This is a genomic window from Delftia deserti, from assembly GCF_042653485.1.
GTDB lineage: Bacteria > Pseudomonadota > Gammaproteobacteria > Burkholderiales > Burkholderiaceae_C > Comamonas > Comamonas acidovorans.
Genome location: NZ_JBHSIH010000001.1, coordinates 1,696,381 through 1,719,465 on the forward strand (window position 1 = coordinate 1,696,381; position 23,085 = coordinate 1,719,465).

The window sequence follows — 23,085 nt, forward strand, 5'->3', positions numbered from 1 at the left end:
CGCGCAGCGCGCGGCGACCTGGGACAGCGGGCGCGCCGTCACAGCCTTACTGCGTGACGCGGCCCGATGCATTGACGATGGACAAATCCACGAATTTCGAGCCCGCCTGCGAGCCCGGACGATAGGTAACCCAGTAGCCGCCCAGATCGAAGGCGTCCAGGCCGCGCAGCGAAGCGGCCAGCTTCTCGCGCGTCAGCGGCTGGGTGCGGCGCATGGCCTCCACGATGACGCGGGCGTTCACATAGCCTTCCATCATCGCGTAGCTGACCGGCACGGCCAGCGACTTGCCGGCTGCGGCGGCCGCATCCCTGAACTCCTTGTTCAGGCGCATGGTCACCTTGTAGGGACTGGGCACGACCTGGGCAATGGACAGGCCGCTCATGAACTCCACGGGCAGGCGCTTGGCCAGTTGCTCGATATCGGCTTCGGACGTCGCGTAGATCTGGGCCGTGCCACCCGCCATGCGGTACGCCTCGACAAAAGCCGAGGTCACGGGGCTGGAGGCCACCACCATCACGGCCTGCGCCGAAGGCTGGGCCTTTTGCAACTGGGACACGGCCTTGTCCATGGCGCCCTTCCCCGTGCTCAGCGAGGCGCTGGCCACCAGCTTGGCCTTGGAGGGCGCAATCGCCTTGCCCACCAGTTCCGCCACGGCCTTGGCGTCGGGGCGCTCGTCATGCAGCAGGGCCAGGCGAGTGATGCCCACGGTGGCCAGGTGCGATGCGATCTTGGCCATTTCCTCGGGCAGGTTGGCGCGCGTGCTGAAGATCTGCGGATTGCCCAGCACCCGCGTGTCCGTGCTCTGGTAGCCCACAAGGGAGATCTGCGACTGGTCGAGCAGCTTGCTGTCCAGCAGCGCCGCCATGTTGCGGTTGCCGAAGTAGCCGGCCAGCACCACGGGCTTGGACTCGTCCAGCAGCTTGCGGGTCTTGTCCACGGTTTCCTCGGGATGGCCCACATCGTCCACGGTGACCAGTTGCACGGGCTGCCCCTGCACGCCGCCGGCCTTGTTGATCTGGTCGAAGTACAGGCGCATGCCCTGGGCATAGGCACGGCCCTGCGTCGCGCCGGCTCCCGACATGGGTGCCACCTGCCCCACCACCCAGGCATTGGCCTCGGCGGCCAGCGCCATGGCGCCACAGACAAAGGCCACGGCCGTGCGGGCCAGGCGCAAGCGCATCATCTTCATTTCAATCTCCCTCGCGGTTCATGCATCGCCAGCACCGGCTGGCGGCCAAGTCCGTTGTTGTAGTCGGTGGTGCACGCCGTGACCAGCGGACCATCCCGGAATCCATGACGGAAAAAGAGGGGCCTATGCCCCTCATTTTTCAGCTTAAGCCGCTTACAGCGCCTGCACCAGTTCCGGCACGGCCTGGAACAGATCGGCCTCCAGGCCGTAGTCGGCCACCGAGAAGATCGGTGCCTCGGGGTCCTTGTTGATCGCCACGATCACCTTGGAGTCCTTCATGCCGGCCAAATGCTGGATGGCGCCCGAGATGCCCAGGGCGATGTACAGCTGCGGCGCCACGATCTTGCCGGTCTGGCCGACCTGCAGGTCGTTGGGCGCATAGCCTGCGTCCACCGCCGCGCGCGATGCGCCGATGGCGGCGCCCAGCTTGTCGGCCAGCGGCGTGATGACTTCCTGGAACTTCTCGCTGCTGCCCAGCGCGCGACCACCGGAGACGATGATCTTGGCGGCCGTCAGTTCCGGGCGGTCGTTCTTGGTGACCTCGCGGCCCACGAAGCTGCTCTTGCCGTTGTCGCCGGCGGCGGCCAGCTGCTCAACCTGGGCGCTGCCGCCCGTGGCAGCGGCTGCGTCAAAGCCCGTGCCGCGCACTGTGATGACCTTGATCTTGTCGCTGCTTTGCACCGTGGCAATGGCGTTGCCCGCGTAGATGGGGCGCTCGAAGGTGTCGGCGCTGTCCACCTTGGTGATGTCGCTGATCTGGGCCACGTCCAGCTTGGCGGCCACGCGCGGCGCGGCGTTCTTGCCGCTGGCGGTGGCGGGGAACAGGATGTGGCTGTAGTTGGCAGCAATCGCCAGCACTTGCGCCGCGATGTTCTCGGCCAGGCCGTCCTTCAGGCTGGCGCCATCGGCGTGGATGACCTTGGCAACGCCGGCGATCTGGGCCGCGGCCTGCGCAGCGGCGCCGGCGTTCTCGCCCGCCACCAGCACATGCACGTCGCCGCCGCAGGCCAGGGCCGCAGTGACGGTGTTGAGCGTGGCGCTCTTGATGGAAGCGTTGTCGTGTTCTGCAATAACGAGGGATGTCATGTCGCTGTCTTCCTTAGATCACTTTGGCTTCGTTCTTGAGCTTGGACACCAGCGTGGCAACGTCCGGCACCTTCACGCCAGCGCCGCGCTTGGCGGGCTCGGCCACCTTGAGCGTCTTCAGGCGCGGGGCCACATCGACGCCCAGCTCTTCAGGCTTGACCGTGTCCAGCTGCTTTTTCTTGGCCTTCATGATGTTGGGCAGCGTGACGTAGCGCGGCTCGTTCAGGCGCAGGTCGGTGGTGATGACGGCCGGCAGGCTCAGGGCCAGGGTTTCCAGGCCGCCGTCCACTTCACGCGTGACATTCACCTTGTCGCCAGCGACCTCGACCTTGGAGGCGAAGGTGGCTTGCGGCAGGTCGGCCAGGGCCGCCAGCATCTGGCCGGTCTGGTTGGCGTCGTCGTCGATGGCCTGCTTGCCCAGGATGATCAGGCCGGGCTGTTCCTTGTCCACCAGGGCCTTGAGCAGCTTGGCCACGGCCAGAGGCTGCAGTTCCTCTGTGGTCTCCACCAGGATGCCGCGGTCGGCACCGATGGCCATGGCCGTGCGCAGGGTTTCCTGGCACTGGGCCACGCCGCAGGAGACGGCGATGACCTCGGTGGCCACGCCCTTTTCCTTGAGGCGAACGGCTTCTTCGACGGCGATTTCGTCAAAGGGGTTCATGCTCATCTTGACGTTGGCGATGTCCACGCCCGTGCCGTCCGACTTCACGCGGACCTTCACGTTGTAGTCCACCACGCGCTTGACCGGGACCAAAACCTTCATTGCAGCGGCTCCTGATTGATTGATAGATTGACGTTTACGTAAACCGAAATCATTGTATGCGGCGCTGCAGCAGCTGCGGCAGGTTTCCCTGACGATCGAGGGCCGCATGCGCGCTCACAAAAAAGAACGATCGTGCCATTTTAAGCACGGCCATTGAGATTTCCTGCAGGGGAACAGCCTGAACTCAGGGTATGCACCTAGGAATAATCCTAGCTGTTTTTCTCTGCCGCCTGAGCCGCCACGCCCCCGCGTTCGGTGATCTGAACCACCTGCTTGGGGACCGGCAGGCTCACGCCCGCTGCACGCAGGCCGCGCAGCACGGCGAGGTTCACCTCGGAGCGCACATTGCCCTGGCCATTTTGCGGGTCGTTGATGTAGTAGCCGAGGCTGAACTGCAGGCCCTGCTCCACAAAGTCCACCAGCGCCACCGAGGGCGCGGGCGTCTTGAGCACGCGCGGCTGGGCGGCTGCGGCATCGAGCAGGATGCGGCGCACCTGCTCCACATCGCTGTCCATGCCGACGACGATGTTGGTGGACAGGCCGAACTTGACGTCGAATCCGGTGAGGTTCTCCACACGCTGGGTGATCAGCGTCTCGTTGGGCACGATGGACTCGCGGCCGTTGAGCGCGCGAATGATGGTGTAGCGCGTGCGGATGTCGGTGATGCGGCCCTCGAAGCCATCCACGCGCACGTTGTCGCCGATGCGCAGCGCGCGCTCGATCAGCACCAGAAAGCCGCTGACGTAGTTGGAGGCGATCTTCTGCATGCCGAAACCCAGGCCCACGCCGATGGCGCCGCCCATGACGGACAGCGCCGTCAGGTCCACGCCCACCATGGACAGCGACACCAGCAGCCCCACCAGGATCAGCACGCTGCGCGTGATGTTCATGGCCACCTTGCGCATGGACAGGTCGCTGACCCACTGGTTGATGACCTTCTGCTCGAACAGCGTTGCCACCCACAGCACGGCGACCATCATCAGGCCTGCCGACAGCGTGCCCTCGATCAGGTTGAGCAGGCTGACCGGCGTCTTGCCGATGTTGAACTGCAGGGCCTCCAGCTCCTCCATGACCTGCGGCAGCAGGCCTATGCTGTGCAGCACGGCCGCGCCCCAGGCCAGCCAGGAGAAGATGCGTTCGATCAGGCGCACCACGGTGGAGTGGGGGAAGGTCCGGCTGAGCACCCGCGCCACGAAGCGGATCACCGACAGGGACACCAGCAGCGACACGGCCACGCGCAGCCAGAACACCGTGGAAAAGCGCGCCAGGATCTCCTGGCTGGTGAAGACCAGCACCAGCGCCAGCAGCGGGAACAGGGCGCCGTCGAGCGCATGGCGGCCTATCCATACGGAGGGCTTTCCATCGTTGAGATGGCCGTAGCGCGCATGCAGGCCGCGCATGGCGCCGTAGGCCAGCAGCAGGCAGGCGATGAGCACGGAGAACTCCAGCCAGGCGCTGGAGCTTTGGAAGTCGTTGATGAGCTTGTCGAAGATGTCCATGGATCAGGGCCGTTCCGCCGCAAGGGCGCAGGCCGTCATCATCGCGCAGATTCACGACGGCCCCGGCGGACCGGCGCCTACATGCAAGTCGGTCAGCGGCCCGTCTTCCAGGCCGGTTCGCGCTTGGCGGCGAAGGCCTGGGCGCCCTCCTGGGCGTCGGCATCCATCATGTTGGCGGCCATGGTCTGGCCGGCCAACTGGTAGGCCGCCTCGATGCCCATCTCGCGCTGGCGGTAGACCAGGGCCTTGCCCATGGCCACGGCCGCGCGGGGCTTGCTGACGATGGACTGCACGAAGTGCTCGACGGCATCGTCCAGCGCCTCCTCGGCCACCACGCGGTTGACCAGGCCCTGCTCCAGCGCCTGCTGCGCGTCGATGGAGTCGCCCGTGAGCAGCATCTCCATGGCCTGCTTGGCCGGCACATTGCGCACCAACGGCACGCTGGGCGTGGCACAGAACAGGCCATAGTGGATGCCGCTGGTCGCAAAGCGTGCCTGCTCGCCTGCCACGGCCAGGTCGCACTGGGCCACGAGCTGGCAGCCTGCCGCCGTGGCAATGCCGTGCACGCGCGCGATCACGGGAACGGGCAGCCGGTGGATGGACAGCATCATGCGGCTGCACTGGGCGAACAGCTTCTGGTAGTAGTCCAGCTGCGGATGGGCCGCCATGTCCTTGAGGTTGTGCCCCGCGCAAAAGGCCTTGCCGGCAGCAGCCAGCACGACCACGCGCACGGACTCGTCGCGCGCCACGTCGTCCAGCGCCTGCTGCAGCTGCGTGAGCATCTGCTCTCCCAGGGCATTGAAGCGCTGCGGGTCATTGAGCGTGAGGCGCACGACGCCGCGCGCGTCGCGCTGCACGTCGAGCAGGGGACTGGCTCCAGAAGGATGGGGGTTCGCGTTCATGGTGCTCCAGATCCGGTTCAGAGGTCGGCCAGCACGCGCACGTGCGCTTCCACGCTGCGCGCAAGCGGGCCCATCACATAGCCGCCTTCCAGGCAGGAGACGATGCGCCCCTTGGAAAATCGCCGAGCGATGTCCTTGATGCGCGAGGTGATCCAGGTGAAGTCCTGCTCGGTCATGCCCAGCTGGCCCATGTCGTCCTCGCGGTGGGCGTCGAAGCCGGCGCTGATGAAGATCAGCTCGGGCTTGAAGGCCTCCAGGCGCGGAATCCACATCATCTCGACGATTTCGCGGATGTCCATGCCCTTGGTATAGGCGGCCACCGGTACGTTGACCATGTTGGCGGCCGGGTGCTGGTCGCCGCTGAAGGGGTAGAACGGATGCTGGAAGATGCCGCACATGAGCACGCGGTCGTCGCCGGAGAGGATGTCCTCGGTGCCGTTGCCGTGGTGCACGTCGAAATCGATCACCGCCACGCGCTTGAGGTGGTGGCGGCTGAGCGCGTACTTCACGCCCACGGCCACGTTGTTGAAGAAGCAAAAGCCCATGGCCTGGTGGCGCGTGGCGTGGTGGCCCGGCGGGCGCACGGCGCAAAAGGCATTCTCCAGCTCGCCGGCCATCACCGCATCGGTGGCCGCCAGCGCGGCGCCGGCCGCATGCAGGGCGGCCGAGAAGGTATGGCTGTTGATGGAGGTGTCGGTGTCGATCTGCGAGTACTCGGGGCCGCCGGCCTGCTGCTCCTCGACCAGGCGCTGTGTCAGGCCCTGCAGCGCGGCCACATGCATGCGATCATGGGCCAGTTCGATGTCGGCCAGCGAGGCCTGGGGGGCCTCGTGCCGCTCCAGCGCATCGGCCACGCCGGTCACCAGCAGCCGGTCCTCGATGGCGTCGAGCCGGGCCGGACATTCGGGATGCCCGGGCCCCATCTCATGCCGCCAGCACTCCCTATGGGTGAAATAACCCGTCTTGCCCACAGTGATGTCTCCGCGATGTTTTTTTTAGGATAACGTCGCGCCATGCAAGCAACACACAAGATCAAGGCGCTTCTGGATCAGCTTAACACGGTGGTTGTAGGGAAACCGGCTCAGGTCCGCGACAGTGTGGCCTGTCTGCTGGCCGGGGGACACCTGCTGCTGGAAGACGTTCCCGGCGTGGGCAAGACCACGCTGGCGCATGCGCTGGCACACAGCTTCGGACTGCAGTTCTCGCGCGTGCAGTTCACGGCCGACCTCATGCCCAGCGACCTCACCGGCGTGTCCATCTACGAGCGCGCCAGCGAGACCTTTGTCTTCCACCCCGGCCCCGTTTTCGCCCAGGTGCTGCTGGCCGACGAGATCAACCGCGCCAGCCCCAAGACGCAGAGCGCCCTGCTCGAAGCCATGGAAGAGCGCCAGGTCTCTGCCGAAGGCCGCACGCACCGCCTGCCCGAGCCCTTCTTCGTGATCGCCACGCAGAACCCGCAGGAACAGCTGGGCACCTTCCCGCTGCCCGAAAGCCAGCTGGACCGCTTTCTGATGCGCATCAGCCTGGGCTATCCCGACCGTGCGGCCGAGCGTTCCCTGCTGTCCGGCAATGGCCGACGCGCCCAGGCCGACGCACTGGCGCCGCTGCTGACCACGCAGGAGCTGCAGGATCTGCAGGCAGCCGTGCTCCAGGTGCATGCCAGCGACGCGCTGCTCGACTATGTGCAGGACCTGCTGGAGGCCACGCGCTCGGGCCAGTGGTTCGTGCAGGGCCTGTCGCCGCGCGCCGGCATTGCGCTGCTGCGCGCGGCCCGGGCCGTGGCCCTGATGGAGGGGCGCGACTACGTGGCGCCCGACGATGTGCAGGCCATCCTGCCGCAGACGGCGGCCCACCGCCTGGTGCCCATTGGCTCCTCCGGCCGGGGCGCCGTGGAGCAGGTGCGCGCCATGCTGGACGCCGTGGCGCTGCGCTGATGCAGGCCGCTACCGCGTCTTCGCCCGGCGCCGCCCAGCCGGGGGCATCGCTGCGCCAGCGCTGGTCTCCCGCGCGGCGCGTGCGCCAGTGGTGGCATGCCCGCCTGCCCCGCACGGACAGCCTGAAGCTGACCCAGCGCAATGTCTACATCATGCCGTCGCGTGCAGGCTGGGCCCTGGCGCTGACACTGTGCGTGCTGCTGGTGGCCGCCATCAACTACCAGCTCAACCTGGGCTATCTGCTGACCTTCCTGCTGGCCGGCAGCGCGGCAGCGGGCATGGTGGTCGGCCACGGCAATCTGCGCGGTCTGGCGTTGCATCTGCTGCCGCCGGCCGGCAGCTTTGCCGGCCGGCCCTGCCGCTTCGACGTGGTGCTGCACAACGCACGCCGCAGCACGCGTTGGGGCATAGGCCTGGCAGTGCAAGGCGATGCGGCGGTCACCGACTGGACCTGGATCGATGTCCCGGCACAGGGCAGCACCACGGCGCAACTGGCTTTCACGCCACTGCGCCGGGGCCTGCAATCGCTGCCCACGATCACGGCGGCCACGCGCTACCCCCTGGGCACCTTCCGCGTCTGGGCGCTGTGGCGCGCGCAGACCCAGGCCTGGATCTACCCGGCGCCCGAGCACAATCCCCCGCCCCTGCCTGCGGCCAGTGCCGATGCCGGCGGCCGCAGCGCGGCCTCCACGCGCCACGGCGACGAGTTCGACGGCGTGCGTGCCTACCGGCGCGGTGATGCGCTCAAGCTGGTGGTCTGGAAAAAGGCCGCCCAGGCCTTTGCCACGGGCAGCGACCAGCTGGTGAGCCGCGACCGCCCTCTGTCCCAGCAGCACCGCCTGTGGCTGGACGCAAAGGCCACCGGCCTGGCCGACCCCGAGGCCCGCATCAGCCGCCTGACCGCCTGGGTGCTGGCCGCACGCCAGCAGGACCTGACCTGGGGCCTGCGCCTGCCCGACGGCCGCGAGATCGCCCCAGACCAGGGCGCGGCCCATGCCACGCTCTGCCTGGAAGCCCTGGCGGCCTGCCCATGAATCGCACGTCCATGCCCTCCTCCTTCCAAGCCGTCGCGCTGCCTGCGGCCACCTGGCGCCAGCGCCTGGCCGCCCTGCCGCGCGATGCGCGCGACACCCTGTTCCTGCTGGCCGTGGTCGCCTGGGTGCTGATGCCCCAGGCCGCCCACACGCCCTGGTGGACCATGGTCTTCGTGGCCGGCCTGCTGCTGTGGCGCGGCCTGCTGGCCTGGCGCGGCCAGCCACTGCCCGGCCGCTGGCTGCTGGGCGGACTGCTGCTGCTGGCCCTGGGTGCCACCTGGGTGTCGCACGGTACCTTTGTCGGGCGCGATGCGGGCGTGACCCTGATCGTGCTGCTGCTGGCGCTCAAGACGCTGGAGCTGCGCGCCCGGCGCGATGCCATGGTGGTGTTCTTCCTGGGCTTCTTCGCGCTGCTGGCCAACTTCTTCTACTCGCAGTCCCTGCTGCTGGCCCTGGCCATGGTGCTGGGCCTGTTGGGCCTGCTCACGGCCCTGGTCAACGCCCACATGACCGCTGGCCGCCCGCCGCTGACCCAGGCGCTGCGCACGGCGGCCCTGCTGGCGCTGTGGGGCACGCCGGTGATGGTGGCGCTGTTCCTGTTCTTTCCCCGCATGGCGCCGCTGTGGGGCGTGCCGGGCAACGACCTGGCCGGCCGCAGCGGCCTGTCGGAGAACATGCGCGTGGGCTCCATGGCCTCGCTGGTGCTGGACGAAAACGTGGCCCTGCGCCTGCGCTTCGACACGCCCGACGGCGCCCCGCCATCGGCCAGCACCCTGTACTTCCGGGGTCCCGTGCTCTCGCGCTTCGACGGCCAGGAATGGCAGATGGACACGGAGGCCGGGCTGGACAGCGCCCAGTTGCGCGTATCGGGCGAAGGCGTGCGCTACCAGATGACCATCGAGCCCAGCCGCCGCCCATGGCTGCCCATGCTCGACGCCACGCCCCAGCCCCCCGAACTGCCCCAGGGCATGGGCAGCGCCCGCATGACGCCCCAGCTGCAATGGCTGGCCTGGCGCCCCATCACCGACGTGGTGCGCATCAGCGCGCAAAGCCATGTGCAGTTCAGCTACGGCCCGCTCAAGCCCACCCGCGCCCTGCGCCGCTACACCCAGCTGCCCGAAGGCAGCAACCCGCGCACGCTGGAGTTGGCCCGCCAGATGCGCGCCGACCCGCAACTGGCCGACGCCCCGCCCCGCGCCTGGGTACAGGCCGCCCTGGCGCGCCTGCGCACGGGCGGCTACACCTACACGCTGGACCCCGGCGTGGTGGACAGCGTGCACACGGCCGATGATTTCTGGTTCGACAGCAAACAGGGATTCTGCGAGCACATCGCCTCGGCCTTCGCCGTGCTGATGCGCGGCATGGGCGTGCCTGCCCGCATCGTCACCGGCTACCAGGGCGGCGAGCGCAACCCCATCGATGGCTACTGGACCGTGCGCAACGCCGACGCCCACGCCTGGACCGAGGTCTGGCTGGAGGACGAAGGCTGGGTACGCATCGATCCCACCGGCGCCGTGGCACCGTCGCGCGTGGGCGAGTTCCAGCGCCTGCGCGCACCGCAGGGCGCCATTGCCGGCGCCGTGGGCAACTTCGTGGGAGTGGGCATGCTGCAGCAGATGCGCGCCGTTTGGGAGGCCGCCAACAACGGCTGGAACCAGTGGGTGCTCAACTACACGCAAAGCCGCCAGCTGGACCTGCTCAAGAACCTGGGCGTGCAGTCGCCCTCCTGGGTGGACATGCTGCGCCTGCTGGGCGCGCTGGCCGGCGTGGCCGCACTGGCCTGGCTGGCCTGGATGGCCCGCGCCCAGCGCAACAGCCGCGACGAATGGCTGCGCCTGATGGACAGAACCCGCGCCCGGCTGCGGCGCATCGGCCTGCAGGCCGATGGCAGCCTGCCCCCGCGCGCGCTGGCAGCCCAGGTCATGGACCGCTGGGGCCAGGAAGACGCCATGGCCGCCAAGGCACTGCACGACTGGCTTCTGGGCATGGAGCGCCAGCGCTACGCACGCGCCCCCCGATCCGCACCCCAGGCCGCACCCGATACCCCCGGCCTGCCCGCCCTGCGACGCCAATGGCGGGCGCTGGACTGGCCACGCAATCCGCAGCCACGGCCACAAGCCGCCGCTGCCGGCCCCACGACAAGCACACCATGACCAAGCAACGATTGATCCCCTCCGCCCTGCTGCTGCTTGCGGCCGCCGCCCTGCCCTGCGGCGCGCTGGCCGGCAAGCCGGCGCCCACCCAGGCAGCAGCAGCCAGCCCCGCTGCCAAAACCATGGCCAAGTCCACGGCCAAATCTTCCACGAAAAAGCGCACGGTCGCTGCTGCCGCCGCCACGGCGGCAGGCGGTGCCGCCGTGGCCAGGACCGTGCAGGGCAGCACGCCCTACGGCGAGCGGCCTGAAGCCATGCAAATGGCTGCCGACATTGCGATGCGCCACGACCTGCCGGTGGACTGGGTGCGCGACACCATCGCCCAGGCGCGCTTTCTGCCCCAGGTGCCCCGCCTGATGACACCAGCTGCCCAGGGCACGGCCAAGAACTGGGGCGTCTACCGCAGCCGCTTTGTCGAGCCCGTGCGCATACGCGCCGGAACCCGCTTCTGGCAGGACAATGCCGCCGCGCTGGCGCGTGCCGAAAAGCAGTACGGTGTGCCGGCCGAAATCATCGTCGGCATCATCGGCGTGGAGACCATCTACGGCCAGCAGATGGGCAATTTCCGCGTCATCGACGCCCTGGCCACGCTGAGCTTCGACTTCCCCGCAGCCCACCCCCGCGCGCAGGCGCGCACCGAATATTTCCGTGGCGAGCTGGAGCAGTTCCTGCGCTTCACGCACCGCGCCGCAACGGACCCGTTCTTGCTGCGCGGCAGCTACGCGGGCGCCATGGGCATGGGCCAGTTCATGCCCAGCAGCTGGGTGAAGTGGGCCGTGGACTTCGATGGCGACGACCGCATCGACCTGTTCGGCAGCGCGGCCGATGCCATCGGCTCGGTGGCCAACTACTTTGTCGCGCATGGCTGGAAAAGCGGCATGCCCACCCACTACCCTGTGATCATGCAGGCCCAGGGCGCCGACCTGGCCGCCCTGCTGGCGCCCGACATCCTGCCCCAGTTCACGGCCGCAGAGATGGCCGCGCGCGGCGCGCAGTTGCCGGGCAGCGGCGCTGAGCATCAAGGGCCGCTGGCCCTGGTCAAGCTGGAGAACGGCGCGCAGGGCCAGCCGCTGTATATCGCGGGCACGGAGAATTTCTATGCCATCACGCGCTACAACTGGTCCAGCTACTACGCGCTGTCCGTGATCGAACTGGGCCAGGAAGTCGCCGCAGCCATGGGCCGCTGATCCGAGCTGCCAGGGCCATCAGGGCCGCCGCATGCGGCATGTCGATGGCTGCTCGGCACGCACCGCCTCGATCTCCCGCACCACGCGGAAGCCGTAGCCCGAGCCTTCCACATCGAAAGGCACGCCAGGCGCGCCCTGCCTGTCCATGACGCCGACCACCAGCGCCTGCTGGAACTGGTGGTCGGCCGCGCGCATGCGGCCCTTGCGCCCGGCCAGCGCCACCTCGGCGCTTTCCAGCGCCTGCGCAACGGCCACCGTGTCGGTGCTGCCCGCACGCGCCATGGACTGGGCCAGGGCCTCGATCATCAGTTGCATGCGCATGTGCACATAGTCATCGGCAGGCCTGGGAAAGCGCTCGCGGAATGCCTTGTAGAAGGCCTGGCTTTCGGCGCCGGGCACGTTGGGCAGCCAGTCGGCCACGGCCAGCACCTTGCCCATGCCGGCCTCCCCCAGGGCGGCGGGCGCACCCAGCGCATTGCCGTAGAAGGTGTAGAAGCGGCCGTCAAAACCCGCCTCCCGCGCGGCCTTGACCAGCAGCATCAGATCATTGCCCCAGTTGCCCGTGATCACGGCCTGGGCGCCGCTGGCTTTGATCTTGGCGGCATAGGGCGCAAAGTCCTTGACGCGGCCCACGGGGTGCAGCTCGTCGCCCACGATGGCCACATCGGGCCGCTGCGCGGCCAGCTGGCGCCGTGCCTCGCGCAGCACGGCCTGGCCAAAGCTGTAGTCCTGCCCGATCAGGTAGGCGCTGCGCACGGCCGCGTCCTCGCGCAGCACCTGCATCAGCGCGGCCATGCGCATGTCGGCATGGGCGTCGAAGCGAAAGTGCCAGAAGCTGCAGCGCTCGTTGGTGAGCGCAGGATCGACGGCCGAGTAGTTCAGGTACAGCACGCGCCGGGCCGGATCGCGCTCGTTGTGCTTGGCAATGGCATCGACCAGCACGGCGGCCACGGCCGATGAATTGCCCTGCATGACCACGCGCGCACCGCCGTCGATGGCTGCGCGCAGCGCGGACAGCGCCTCCTCGTTCTGGCCCTTGCTGTCATGGCGTTCGATGGCCAGGGGCCGGGCGCCGCCCTGCGCGGCCGGCAGTGGCACGCCGCCGCGCGCATTCACGCGCTCGGTGGCCCATAGCAGGTTGCGGAACACGGCCTCGCCCGTGTTGGCAAAGGGGCCGGACAGGCTTTCGATCAGCGCCAGCCGTATGGGCTCGCCACGCGGCGGAGGCACGGGCTGTCCGCGTTCGTTTGCGGCCAGGGCCGCCAGCGCCGGCGCAGCAAATAGCGCCATGGCACCGCTTTTCAAGACCTTGCGGCGCAATTTATTCATGGCTTTTTCCCTCTTGAAATGCGTTCAACGCCGCTCAACTACGCTCCATGCGGCGACAACTTCGATGAAGCCGCGCAGTTTATAGGAGCCACTTCACCATGATCTTCTCGCCTGTTCTCCGCCGCAACGCCTTCAACCCCCAAGCCGCCGATCTGGCCCTGCAGCGCTTCCTGCAAGGCACCCTGGGCAACGCCGCCCACTCTCCCTCGTCGGTGCAGGTGCAGCGCGATGAAAAGGCCACGACGCTGCAGCTGGATGTGCCCGGCCTGTCCCGCGAGCAGTTGCAGTTGAGCATCGAAGGCGCCGTGGTCCGTCTGTCCAGCGTCGAGGGTGCGCCCCGCCAGGTGCAGCGCGCCTGGGAGCTGGACCATGAGATCGACACTGCCGCCAGCAGCGCAAGGCTGGAAAACGGCGTGCTCACGCTGTCCCTGGCCCGCCTGGAACCGCAGAGCAAGGCCACCACGCTGAGCATCCAGTAAATCCGGTCAGCGAGTTTGTGCACCCGGGCTGTCAACCAATCCTTTCTTCCCTCCTCTTAGCAAGGTGACAGCCCGTTTTCAGAGCCCGGCACATGCCGGGCTTTTTTTGTGCTGCACAGGCTGCGCATCGCAGGTGGCCCGCCGCACAGCGCGGCGATGGGGAAGGCAGAGGCGGACTAGGAATCAGGCCAGCGAATCGAGCGGCCAGCGCGGCTTGACGTCGAAGGCGTAGTGCCTGTTGGCCACTTCCCGGCCCGCCTGAAGGCGCATGGCGGCGGCCATGGCGATCATGGCGCCGTTGTCGGTGCACAGGTGCAGCTCGGGGTAGTGCACGCGCAGCTTGCGCTTGGCGCAGGCCGCATCCAGCTGGGAGCGCAGCAGCCGGTTGGCACCCACGCCGCCGGCCACGACCACGCGCTTCATGCCGGTCTGCTGCAGCGCGGCCAGGGTCTTCTTGACCAGCACCTCGACGATGGCGGCCTGCGTGCTGGCGGCCAGGTCGGCCTTGCGCGCCTCCAGGTCATCGCCCAGCTTCTTCGCCTGGGTCAGCACGGCCGTCTTCAGGCCGGCGAAGGAGAAGTCCAGGTCGCCAGAATGCAGCAGCGGCCGGGGCAGCTTGAAGGCCTGGGCATCGCCGCCTTCGGCCAGGCGCGAGAGCACGGGACCGCCGGGATAGGGCAGCCCCATGAGCTTGGCCGATTTGTCGAAGGCCTCGCCGGCCGCGTCATCGATGGTCTCGCCCAGGATGGCGTAGCTGCCCACGCCGTCCACGCGCATCAGCTGCGTATGGCCGCCCGAGACCAGCAGGGCCACGAAGGGGAATTCCGGGGGATCGGCGCTCAGGAAGGGCGACAGCAAATGGCCTTCCAGGTGGTGCACGCCCAGCACGGGCTTGTTCAATGCCGCAGCCATGGCGCAGGCCACGCCCGCCCCCACCAGCAGGGCGCCGGCCAGGCCGGGGCCGCGCGTGAAGGCGATCACATCGACCTGGTCCAGCGAGCGGCCGGACTCGCCCAGCACGTTTTCGGTCAGCGGCAGCACGCGGCGGATGTGGTCGCGGCTGGCCAGCTCGGGCACCACGCCGCCATAGGCGCGGTGCATGTCGATCTGGCTGTGCAGCGCATGGGACAGCAGGGTGGGCACGCCCGTCCCATCGGGGGCCTCGACCAGGGCCACGCCGGTTTCATCGCAGGAGGATTCGATCCCCAGAATCAGCAAACTCATGGGGCTAAAGTGTAGAACCTGCGGGCGCGGAGCACGGCCACAGGCATCAATGGCCCCTGGCAGGCGGGCAGTTGCACGGCCGGCGGCCCGCTACAGGTTGTCTATGTAGGAAGAGCGCGAGAACTGCACGGGCTCGAAGCCGTCGGAGGTCCAGATCTCGCTGGCGATCAGTGCCTGGGCATCCATGGGGCGGGCGAAGTAAAAGCCCTGCAGCTCGTCGCAGCCCAGGGCCTGCAGCACTTCGCGCTGCTGCTGGTTGGTCACGCCTTCGGCCACCACGCGCAGCTCCAGCGCATGGGCCAGGCGCACGATGGCATCGACCACGGCCCGCGCATCGCTCTTGAGGGCCACGTCGCGCACGAAGCTGCGGTCGATCTTCACCTCGTCGGCGCACAGCTGGCGCAACAGGGCCAGGCTGGAGTAGCCGGTGCCGAAGTCGTCGATGGAGATCTGCACGCCCATGCCCGTGAGTTCGGCAATCACGGCCATGGTGGTCTTGTCGTCCTCCATGGCCACGGACTCGGTGATCTCGAAGACCAGTTGCTCGGGCCGGATGCGGTGCCTTGCGATCGCCTCGGCAATGAACTGCGCCAGCCGCGTCTGAAAGAGCTGGTAGCCAGAAATATTGATGGACACCCGCATGAAGCGCCGCTCGCTCGCCCACTGCGCGGTCTGGCGACAGGCCTCGTCGATGACCCAGTCGCCGATTTCGCTGATCAGACCGAAGCGCTCGGCCAGCGGGATGAACACGCGGGGACTGATCAGGCCGAACTGCGGATGGTTCCAGCGCGCCAGCGCCTCCACGCTGCGGATGCGGCCCGTGCGGGTATCGACTTTGGGCTGATAGAAGAGCACCAGCTGCTGGCTGGCCACGGCGCGACGCAGGGCCTGCTGCAGGTCGAACTGCGCGGCCACGCCCTGGCGCATGCTTTCCTTGAAGATGGCGTAGGTGTTTCCGCCGGCACGCTTGGCTGTGTACATGGCGGCATCGGCCGCCGCCATGAGTTTTTCCTTCTGGCCATGGTCGGGATAGACGGCCACGCCGATGGAGCTGCTGATGGAGACCGACTTTCCTGGCAGGTCAAACGGCAGGCTCAACGCCTTCTGCACCCGGCCCGCCATGGCCACGGCGTCGTCCACCGAAGCCAGGCAGCCCAGGAGCAGCACGAACTCGTCGCCACCCATGCGCGCCAGCGTGTCCGATTTGCGCGTCATATGGCCCAGACGCACGGCCACCTGGCACAGCAGCGCATCACCGGCGGCATGGCCCTCCACGTCGTTGATGGGTTTGAATCCGTCCAGGTCGATGTACAGCAGGCCCACGCGCACCGGCCCGCAGGGCCCCGGCTGCACCACCGAGCTGTCGGCGCGCGCAATCGTGCGGCCCAGCCGGTATTCGAACAGCGCCCGGTTGGCCGTACCGGTCAACGGGTCCCTGAAGGCGATGCGCTTGAGCTTCACATTGGCGCGCAGCAATTTCTCATTGCTCTGCTTGAGCGACTGCGTCAGGCGCTGCGCCTTGCAGCGCATGCGGATGTAGAGCACCGAGCACACCAGCAGGAACGCCACGAACGCACCGGCGCCCCACGGGCCGAGGGCATCCCATCCCGCGAACCAGACGCCCCCATCGGCAAATTGCGCCGACGCGACGGCATCCTCGGCAGCCGCAAGGACCTGACCCTGAGCGATACAAGGCAGCAGCAAAGCCAGCCAGCGCGCAAATGTCGGGCCGCGCCAGCGCGCAGGTACCCACAGGGACCCTCCCTCGGTCATGAACAGCCAATGCATGGGGAAAAACCGATCTTCTCGTGATATTTCAAGCTCATGCCGATTCAGCCTCGCTGCCGCATTGCGCAGCCCAATGCCGTGGTCTGCCTTGCCATGTGCGCCGGATGAACGGGACTTTGCCTGAAAAAAACCGCACCATTCACCTTGCAAGCATTCGACACGCTTACACGTATATTTGTGTATCGAAAATTTCAAATCATTAAAAAAATTCTATCAAACCATCTATCCCGCACCCATGCAAGCGCCGCGTGACGCCTCGGCATGGGAATTGCATCCAGGTCCATTGCATCCAGGCAAAACGCATCAAGGCAGGCAGACAGGATCCAAGCCCCCATGAAAACCGCTCTCAACTTTCTTGTGGCCGCGCGGCAGTGCGAAATCGGCGAACTGGAGCAGTTGCAGCGCACCAGCGCACTGGTGGATCTGCTCAGCCGCCTCATCCATGCGCTGCAAAAGGAGCGCGGCCTGTCCAACGTCTTTCTGGCCAGCGCAGGCACGCGCGGCGGCCCGGTCAGGCTGGCCCAGATGGCCGAGTGCGACCGCATGGCCGCTGCGGCGCGCGACGGCTTCGAGCTGCTGGACATGCGGCCCGGTGGCGCGGGGCTCACCGGCCACCCCGGCCATGGCGCGCGTCTGTTCAGCCGCATCGCCCATGTGCTGCAATGCCTGGACGCGCTGCCCGCGCTGCGCGAGCGCGTCGCCAGCCGCACGCTGTCGCCGGAGGCGGCAACGGCCCTCTATATCGACCTGGTGGCCGGCCTGCTGGCCGTGGTCTTCGAGGCGGCGGACAGCGCACCCGAGCCCGGTATCTCGCGCCTGCTGGTGGCCTTGTTCAATTTCATGCAGGGCAAGGAGTTCGCGGGCCAGGAGCGCGCCACGGGCGTGGCTGCGTTCGGCGCAGGCCTGAGCGATGCGTCGCGCCAGCAGCATTGGCTGCACCTGATCGCCTCGCAGGAGCGCTGCTTTCAGGTCTTTGCGGAGTTCGCGCCACCCCATTCCCTGGCCCTGTGGCAAGAACGCAGCGCGGCCGACGCCACGCTGGCCGTGATCGAGCGGCTGCGCCGCCTGGGCTGCACGGCCACGGCGGGCGCGCCTTTGTCCGTGGAGATGGCCGAGCCCTGGTTCGACAGTTGCTCGCAGCGCATGGACGCGCTGCAGGCCGTCGAGGCCCGCCTGACGGCCGAGCTGCAGCAGCAATGCGAGCACCGCATTGCCGATGCCCGCGCCGCCCTGCAGACGCTGCTGCAGGCGCCGCAGGCATTGGCGACCATGCCGGTCTCCGCCACGCTGACGCTGGGCGAGCTGCAGCCCCCGGCCGCACGGCTGGGGCCGCAGTTGGACCGTTCCGTGATGGACCTGGTACAGGACCAGTCGCAGCGCCTGCAGGCCATGCAGGCCGAGCTGGAGACCGTGCGCGCCACGCTCACGGAGCGCAAGCTGCTGGAGCGCGCCAAGGGCCTGCTGATGGCGCGGCGCCAGCTCAGCGAAGGCGAGGCCCACAAGCTGCTGCGCCAGACCGCCATGAACCAGAACCGCCGCCTGGCCGATGTGGCGCAGGCCGTGCTCTCCATGGCCGATCTCCTGCCGCCTGCGCCTTGAACGCCGGGGCGGTGCGAGCCATGCTGCAGCGCAGCACCGACTTGGTGCAGTGCCGCGACCTGGAGCGCCACGGAGCGCCATGGAGCGCACCAGAAGGTGGCTCGCCGAGGCCGGCAAGGCCGACGGATGGCATGGACCCCTGTGAATACGGCCTGGCACGCTTTCTGCATTGACTCTGGCAAATCCCGGCCAAAGGCGGCCGGGACCCGGTCTTGATTCAAGGCCCCAGGACAACGGCGTCACTCTCCCCGCGCAGCGCGGCTGGAGAGGACGCCGTTTTGCTTGGGACATGCCGGTTTGCAAGTGTTCCATCCCGATGATCGAAGGAGTTCCGCCATGGCGTCACGCCCCAAGCCCACCACAGGCCCTCTCACCTCCGGCCCGGCCCTGCCCCGGCGCGACTTTCTGCGCCAGGCCGGCACGCTGGCAGGCGGTGCGGCGCTCTACACCCAGCTGGGCCACCATGGCGCCTGGGCGGCCGGCTCCGATGCGCCCGAGAAAAAAGAGGTGCGCATCGGCTTCATCCCGCTGACCGACTGCGCCAGCGTGGTCATGGCCTCGGTGCTGGGGATCGATCAGAAGTACGGCGTCAAGATCATTCCCTCCAAGGAAGCCAGCTGGGCCAGCGTGCGCGACAAGCTGGTCAATGGCGAGCTGGACTTTGCCCACGTGCTGTACGGCCTGGTCTACGGCGTGCACCTGGGCGTGGGCGGCGCCAGGAAGGACATGGCCGTGCTGATGACGCTCAACCACAACGGCCAGGCCATATCGCTGTCGAAGAAACTGGCCGACAAGGGTGCCGTCAATGGCGCGGGCCTGGCCAAGCTGATGGCCAGCGAAAAGCGCGAATACACCTTTGCCCAGACCTTCCCCACGGGCACACACGCCATGTGGCTGTACTACTGGCTGGCGGCCAACGGCATCCACCCGCTCAAGGATGCCAAGGTCATCACCGTACCGCCGCCGCAGATGGTGGCCAATATGCGCGTGGGCAACATGGACGGCTTTTGCGTGGGCGAGCCCTGGAACCACCGCGCCATCATGGACGGCATCGGCGTCACGGCCGCCACCACCCAGTCCATCTGGCAGGACCACCCCGAAAAGGTGCTGGGCACCACGGCCGAGTTCGCACGCCAGAACCCCAACACGGCACGCGCCGTGACGGCGGCCATCATCGAGGCCGGCCGCTGGATCGACGAGAGCCTGGCCAACAAGACCCGCATGGCAGAAACCATCGCCGGCAAGGCCTACGTGAACACGGGGGTGGATGCCATCAACCAGCGCATCCTGGGCCGCTACCAGGACGGCATGGGCAAGACCTGGGACGACCCCAACCACATGAAGTTCTTCGGCGACGGCAGCGTGGGCTACCCCTACCTGTCCGACGGCATGTGGTTCCTCACCCAGCACAAGCGCTGGGGCCTGCTCAAGGACCACCCCGACTACCTGGGCGTGGCCCGCTCCATCAACCGCCTGGACATCTACCAGCAGGCTGCCACTGCCGCCAAGGCCCCGCTGCCCAAGGCGGAGATGCGCAGCAGCAAGCTCATGGATGGCACGGTCTGGGACGGCAAGGACCCGCGCAAGTACGCAGACAGCTTTGCCATCAAGGCCTGAGAGATCCCCTTTGAAGCCCCACACCACAGAGGAACACACCATGGTCAGCGCCGTCTTCCACTTCCCGGCCGAATCCGCCGCCGCCGCGGCGGCCACGCCTGCGCCGGTTTCCACCTCCTCGGCATACACGTCCACGCCTGCGTCGGCCGCCACTGCCGCGGCCATCCAGGCCGCGCCCAGGGCACCCGCCGCTGCGCGCGACTGGGCTGCCCTGTCTCGCGCCTTCTGGCTGGCCGTGCTGCCGCCGCTGTGCGGCCTGGGCCTGCTGGTGGGCGTGTGGTCCCTGGTGGCGGCCGGCTCGGCCCAGAGCATTCCAGGGCCCTTGGCGACCTGGCACCAGGCGGTCGAGATTTTCAGCGACCCGTTCTACCGCAACGGTCCCAATGACCAGGGCGTGGGCTGGAATGTGCTGGCTTCGCTGCAGCGCGTGGCCGTGGGCTTCGGCCTGGCGGCGCTGGTCGGCATTCCGGCCGGCTTCGTGATCGGGCGCTTCAACTTCCTGTCGCGCATGTTCAACCCGCTGATCAGCCTGCTGCGCCCGGTGTCGCCGCTGGCCTGGCTGCCCATCGGCCTGCTGGTCTTCAAGGGAGCCAACCCGGCGGCCATCTGGACCATCTTCATCTGCTCGATCTGGCCCATGCTCATCAACACCGCCGTGGGCGTGCAACGCGTGCCCCAGGACTACATGAACGTGGCGCGCGTGCTCAACCTCAGCGAATGGAAGATCGCCACCACCATCCTGTTCCCGGCCGTGCTGCCCTACATGCTGACCGGCGTGCGCCTGGCCGTGGGCACGGCCTGGCTGGTCATCGTCGCGGCCGAGATGCTCACCGGCGGCGTGGGCATCGGCTTCTGGGTCTGGGACGAGTGGAACAACCTCAACGTCAAGAACATCATCATCGCGATCTTCGTGATCGGCATCGTGGGCCTGCTGCTGGAGATGGCCCTGGTCAAGCTGGCAACGGCATTTACGTTCGAAGAGGTGAAGGCATGAATGCATCGTCCAAGTTCATCGAGGTCCAGGGCGTGGAGCAGAGCTTCAAGACCGCCAAGGGCCTGTTTCCGGCGCTGCGCAATATCGACCTGACCATTGCGCGGGGCGAATTCGTCTCGCTGATCGGCCACTCGGGCTGCGGCAAGTCCACCCTGCTGAACCTGATCGCAGGCCTGACCACGCCCACCACGGGCGTGCTGCTGTGCGCCAACAAGGAGATCAAGGGCCCCGGGCCCGAGCGCGCCGTGGTCTTCCAGAACCACTCGCTGCTGCCCTGGCTGACCTGCGAGGGCAACATCCACCTGGCCGTGGAGCGCGTCTATGGCCGCACGGAAAGCCGCGCCCAGCTCAAGGCACGCACCCTGGCCGCGCTGGAGCTGGTGGGCCTGGCCCATGCCGCGCACAAGCGGCCCGGCGAAATCTCGGGCGGCATGAAGCAGCGCGTGGGCATTGCGCGCGCGCTGTCGATGGAGCCGCAGGTGCTGCTGATGGACGAGCCCTTCGGCGCGCTCGATGCGCTCACGCGCGCCAAGCTGCAGGACGAGCTGCTGGAGATCGTGGCGCGCACGCAAAGCACCGTGGTCATGGTCACCCACGATGTGGACGAGGCCGTGCTGCTGTCCGACAAGATCGTGATGATGACCAACGGCCCGGCAGCCACCATCGGCGAGGTGCTGGAAGTCGGCATCGCCCGGCCGCGCAACCGCGTGGCGCTGGCCGAGGACGACCGCTACCGCGAGTGCCGCAAGGCGGTGATCGACTTCCTCTACACACGCCAGGGGCATGTGGAAAAGGCGGCCTGAAGCCGCCATCTGTTGCGCCCGGGGCCGGCCGGCCTGCGGCTCAGTGCCGGCCCGAGATGTAGTGCTCCAGCTGCTCGATGATGAACTTCTGCTCGGAGATGATGTCCTTGACCAGGTCTCCGATGGAGATCAGGCCCAGCAGCTTGCCGCCCTCGTCCACCACGGGCAGGTGGCGCAGCCGGTTCTCGGTCATCACCGCCATGCATTCCTGCGTGGTCTGGGTGGGGCCGACGAACAGCACGTCGCGCGTCATCACGTCGCGCACCAGCGTGGCGCCCGAGGTGCGCCCCAGCAGCGCGATCTTGCGCGCGTAGTCGCGCTCGGTGACGATGCCCGCGATCTCGCTGCCCTCCATCACGAGCAGGGCGCCAATGCCCTTGTCGGCCATGAGCCGCAGCGCGTCGAGCACGGAATCGGTAGGCGTGATGCTGTACACCGCGCCGCTGGCCTTGGACTTGAGAATGTCTGCAACTGCTGTCATGGGAGCCTTTCAGTCGTTCGCCAATTCGGTTCTAGTGTCATCCGAACTGCGCCCAAAAAGCAACAGGGCCAGCGCGTGTATGCACACGCACCGGCCCTGCCCGTTACCCTGATCCCAACCTATCCGTTAGTCCTGCAATAGAGCCGCCTGCAGCGCATACGACTGGCGCTACCTAAGCCAGGGACGCCGAGCAAGAGCCGCCTCGCGGCGGGGGCGCCTAGCCGACGGCGTCATTCCCCTCCCGCGAAGCGAGAGAGGGGGCGCCGTGCAACGGGAAGCCGCGAAGCGGCTCAGGGGGTGTTGCATCATTTCAGCGGCGGCCGCCAAAAAGGCTGCCGCCGATCTTCAGCAGATCGCCCAGGCCCACCTGCCCATCGCCATCCTGGTCCAGCAGGCTCCCCAGAAGACCGCCCTGCTGCCGGGCCTGCGCATGCTCGCGGCCCAGGGCCTGGCCCAGGCCGCCGGCATCCATGCCGCCTGCGCTCACGCGCTGCGCGAGGAAGGACATGACGATGGGTGCCAGCAGCTGCAGCAGTTGCGCGGCGCCGCCGCTGCCCAGGCCCGTGGCCTGGCCCAGGCCGTCCTGCGCGCGCTGCTGGTTGCCGCCCAGGATATGGCCGAGGATGGCTGCGCCGTCGAGGCCTCCGCCCGCATTGCCGCCCGCGCCTGCAGCGGCCCCGCCGCCCAGCAGCGAGCCCAGCAGGCCGCCGAGGTCCAGGCCGCCAGCACCACCGCTGGCCGCGCCATGGTCACGCTGCAGCGCGCCGAAGAGATTGGCGGCGCCCTGCGGCTCGGCCGCATTGCGTCCCAGCGAGGCCAGCAGCACGGGCAGGGCCGCGCCCACGGCGCTTTCGGTCTGAGCGGGGCTGGCGCCGATCTGGTCCGCCATCTGCTGCATGGGCGCGCCCTGCAGTTGGGCCATCAGTTCGTCGGCCAGGGAAGAGCTGGAGTTCATGGTCGTTCCTTCATCCGGTCGCCCGGTCAACACAAAACCACATGGTATGCGCAAGCTTGCGCAGCGCAC

General features: G+C 67.9%; 20 protein-coding genes. 9 read left to right on the top strand and 11 right to left on the bottom strand.

Annotation, left to right across the window (positions count from 1 at the left end; genetic code table 11):
• Positions 1–46: 46 nt before the first annotated feature.
• The 6 genes from ACFPFG_RS08155 to ACFPFG_RS08180 all read right to left on the bottom strand — a co-directional run bounded on the left by ACFPFG_RS08155 (position 47) and on the right by ACFPFG_RS08180 (position 6,362).
• Positions 47–1,189, bottom strand: coding sequence for an ABC transporter substrate-binding protein (locus tag ACFPFG_RS08155; protein ID WP_183021010.1), 1,143 nt, complete (start codon positions 1,187–1,189; stop codon positions 47–49).
• A gap of 153 nt (positions 1,190–1,342) precedes the next feature.
• On the bottom strand, positions 1,343–2,275 hold the full coding sequence (locus tag ACFPFG_RS08160; protein ID WP_374618676.1) for an electron transfer flavoprotein subunit alpha/FixB family protein: 933 nt from the start codon (positions 2,273–2,275) through the stop codon (positions 1,343–1,345).
• A gap of 13 nt (positions 2,276–2,288) precedes the next feature.
• Positions 2,289–3,038: an electron transfer flavoprotein subunit beta/FixA family protein gene (locus tag ACFPFG_RS08165; RefSeq protein ID WP_012204310.1), complete on the bottom strand. Its 750-nt coding sequence runs from the start codon at positions 3,036–3,038 to the stop codon at positions 2,289–2,291.
• 209 nt (positions 3,039–3,247) lie between these two features.
• The gene (locus ACFPFG_RS08170; RefSeq protein ID WP_380105963.1) at positions 3,248–4,537 is read right to left on the bottom strand and encodes a mechanosensitive ion channel family protein; all 1,290 of its coding nucleotides are present in this window, start codon (positions 4,535–4,537) and stop codon (positions 3,248–3,250) included.
• A gap of 92 nt (positions 4,538–4,629) precedes the next feature.
• Complete coding sequence (locus ACFPFG_RS08175; RefSeq protein WP_380105965.1) at positions 4,630–5,439, bottom strand: enoyl-CoA hydratase; 810 nt, start codon at positions 5,437–5,439, stop codon at positions 4,630–4,632.
• Positions 5,440–5,456: 17 nt separating this feature from the next.
• Positions 5,457–6,362 carry a histone deacetylase family protein gene (locus tag ACFPFG_RS08180; RefSeq protein ID WP_049801441.1) on the bottom strand — a complete coding sequence of 302 codons (906 nt, stop codon included), beginning with the start codon at positions 6,360–6,362 and terminating at the stop codon, positions 5,457–5,459.
• A 90-nt stretch (positions 6,363–6,452) separates the two neighbouring features.
• Between ACFPFG_RS08180 and ACFPFG_RS08185 the strand changes: the two genes are divergently transcribed.
• From ACFPFG_RS08185 to mltB, 4 genes are read left to right on the top strand one after another with little or no spacing between them, the layout of a single operon-like run.
• Positions 6,453–7,373 (top strand): AAA family ATPase, encoded by a 921-nt coding sequence (locus ACFPFG_RS08185; RefSeq protein ID WP_013803463.1) that lies wholly within the window; start codon positions 6,453–6,455, stop codon positions 7,371–7,373.
• Positions 7,373–8,407, top strand: a complete 1,035-nt coding sequence (locus tag ACFPFG_RS08190) for a DUF58 domain-containing protein (RefSeq protein ID WP_183021006.1) — start codon at positions 7,373–7,375, stop codon at positions 8,405–8,407. The genes ACFPFG_RS08185 and ACFPFG_RS08190 overlap by 1 nt, the downstream gene beginning before the upstream one ends.
• Positions 8,404–10,560, top strand: a complete 2,157-nt coding sequence (locus tag ACFPFG_RS08195; RefSeq protein WP_380105968.1) for a transglutaminase TgpA family protein — start codon at positions 8,404–8,406, stop codon at positions 10,558–10,560. The genes ACFPFG_RS08190 and ACFPFG_RS08195 overlap by 4 nt, the downstream gene beginning before the upstream one ends.
• Positions 10,557–11,747, top strand: a complete 1,191-nt coding sequence (mltB, locus tag ACFPFG_RS08200; RefSeq protein ID WP_380105970.1) for a lytic murein transglycosylase B — start codon at positions 10,557–10,559, stop codon at positions 11,745–11,747. Before ACFPFG_RS08195 ends, mltB begins: the two co-directional genes overlap by 4 nt.
• 18 nt (positions 11,748–11,765) lie before the next feature.
• Here mltB and ACFPFG_RS08205 read toward each other — a convergent pair whose 3' ends face one another.
• Complete coding sequence (locus ACFPFG_RS08205) at positions 11,766–13,076, bottom strand: branched-chain amino acid ABC transporter substrate-binding protein (RefSeq protein ID WP_380105972.1); 1,311 nt, start codon at positions 13,074–13,076, stop codon at positions 11,766–11,768.
• 98 nt (positions 13,077–13,174) lie between these two features.
• On the opposite strand from ACFPFG_RS08205, the gene ACFPFG_RS08210 reads away from it, so the two are divergent.
• Positions 13,175–13,555, top strand: a complete 381-nt coding sequence (locus tag ACFPFG_RS08210; RefSeq protein WP_183021002.1) for an Hsp20/alpha crystallin family protein — start codon at positions 13,175–13,177, stop codon at positions 13,553–13,555.
• A 183-nt stretch (positions 13,556–13,738) separates the two neighbouring features.
• Here the strand turns inward: ACFPFG_RS08210 and tsaD are convergent, their stop codons facing one another.
• Entirely contained in the window at positions 13,739–14,779 is a 1,041-nt protein-coding gene (gene tsaD / locus ACFPFG_RS08215; RefSeq protein WP_012204300.1) for a tRNA (adenosine(37)-N6)-threonylcarbamoyltransferase complex transferase subunit TsaD, read from the bottom strand.
• Between the two features lie 90 nt (positions 14,780–14,869).
• Positions 14,870–16,567 carry a putative bifunctional diguanylate cyclase/phosphodiesterase gene (locus ACFPFG_RS08220; RefSeq protein WP_183021001.1) on the bottom strand — a complete coding sequence of 566 codons (1,698 nt, stop codon included), beginning with the start codon at positions 16,565–16,567 and terminating at the stop codon, positions 14,870–14,872.
• A 333-nt stretch (positions 16,568–16,900) separates the two neighbouring features.
• Here ACFPFG_RS08220 and ACFPFG_RS08225 point away from each other — a divergent pair, with 333 nt between their 5' ends.
• The 4 genes from ACFPFG_RS08225 (at position 16,901) to ACFPFG_RS08240 (ending at position 21,580) form a co-directional block, all read left to right on the top strand.
• Positions 16,901–18,166, top strand: coding sequence for a nitrate- and nitrite sensing domain-containing protein (locus ACFPFG_RS08225; protein ID WP_380105975.1), 1,266 nt, complete (start codon positions 16,901–16,903; stop codon positions 18,164–18,166).
• A 336-nt stretch (positions 18,167–18,502) separates the two neighbouring features.
• The gene (locus tag ACFPFG_RS08230; protein ID WP_197956982.1) at positions 18,503–19,783 is read left to right on the top strand and encodes a CmpA/NrtA family ABC transporter substrate-binding protein; all 1,281 of its coding nucleotides are present in this window, start codon (positions 18,503–18,505) and stop codon (positions 19,781–19,783) included.
• A 40-nt stretch (positions 19,784–19,823) separates the two neighbouring features.
• Complete coding sequence (ntrB, locus tag ACFPFG_RS08235) at positions 19,824–20,777, top strand: nitrate ABC transporter permease (RefSeq protein WP_197956983.1); 954 nt, start codon at positions 19,824–19,826, stop codon at positions 20,775–20,777.
• Entirely contained in the window at positions 20,774–21,580 is an 807-nt protein-coding gene (locus ACFPFG_RS08240; RefSeq protein ID WP_013803472.1) for an ABC transporter ATP-binding protein, read from the top strand. Before ntrB ends, ACFPFG_RS08240 begins: the two co-directional genes overlap by 4 nt.
• Positions 21,581–21,620: 40 nt before the next feature.
• Here ACFPFG_RS08240 and ACFPFG_RS08245 read toward each other — a convergent pair whose 3' ends face one another.
• Positions 21,621–22,061 carry a CBS domain-containing protein gene (locus ACFPFG_RS08245; RefSeq protein WP_183020997.1) on the bottom strand — a complete coding sequence of 147 codons (441 nt, stop codon included), beginning with the start codon at positions 22,059–22,061 and terminating at the stop codon, positions 21,621–21,623.
• A gap of 310 nt (positions 22,062–22,371) precedes the next feature.
• Positions 22,372–23,016: a DUF937 domain-containing protein gene (locus ACFPFG_RS08250; RefSeq protein WP_183020996.1), complete on the bottom strand. Its 645-nt coding sequence runs from the start codon at positions 23,014–23,016 to the stop codon at positions 22,372–22,374.
• Positions 23,017–23,085: the final 69 nt, after the last annotated feature.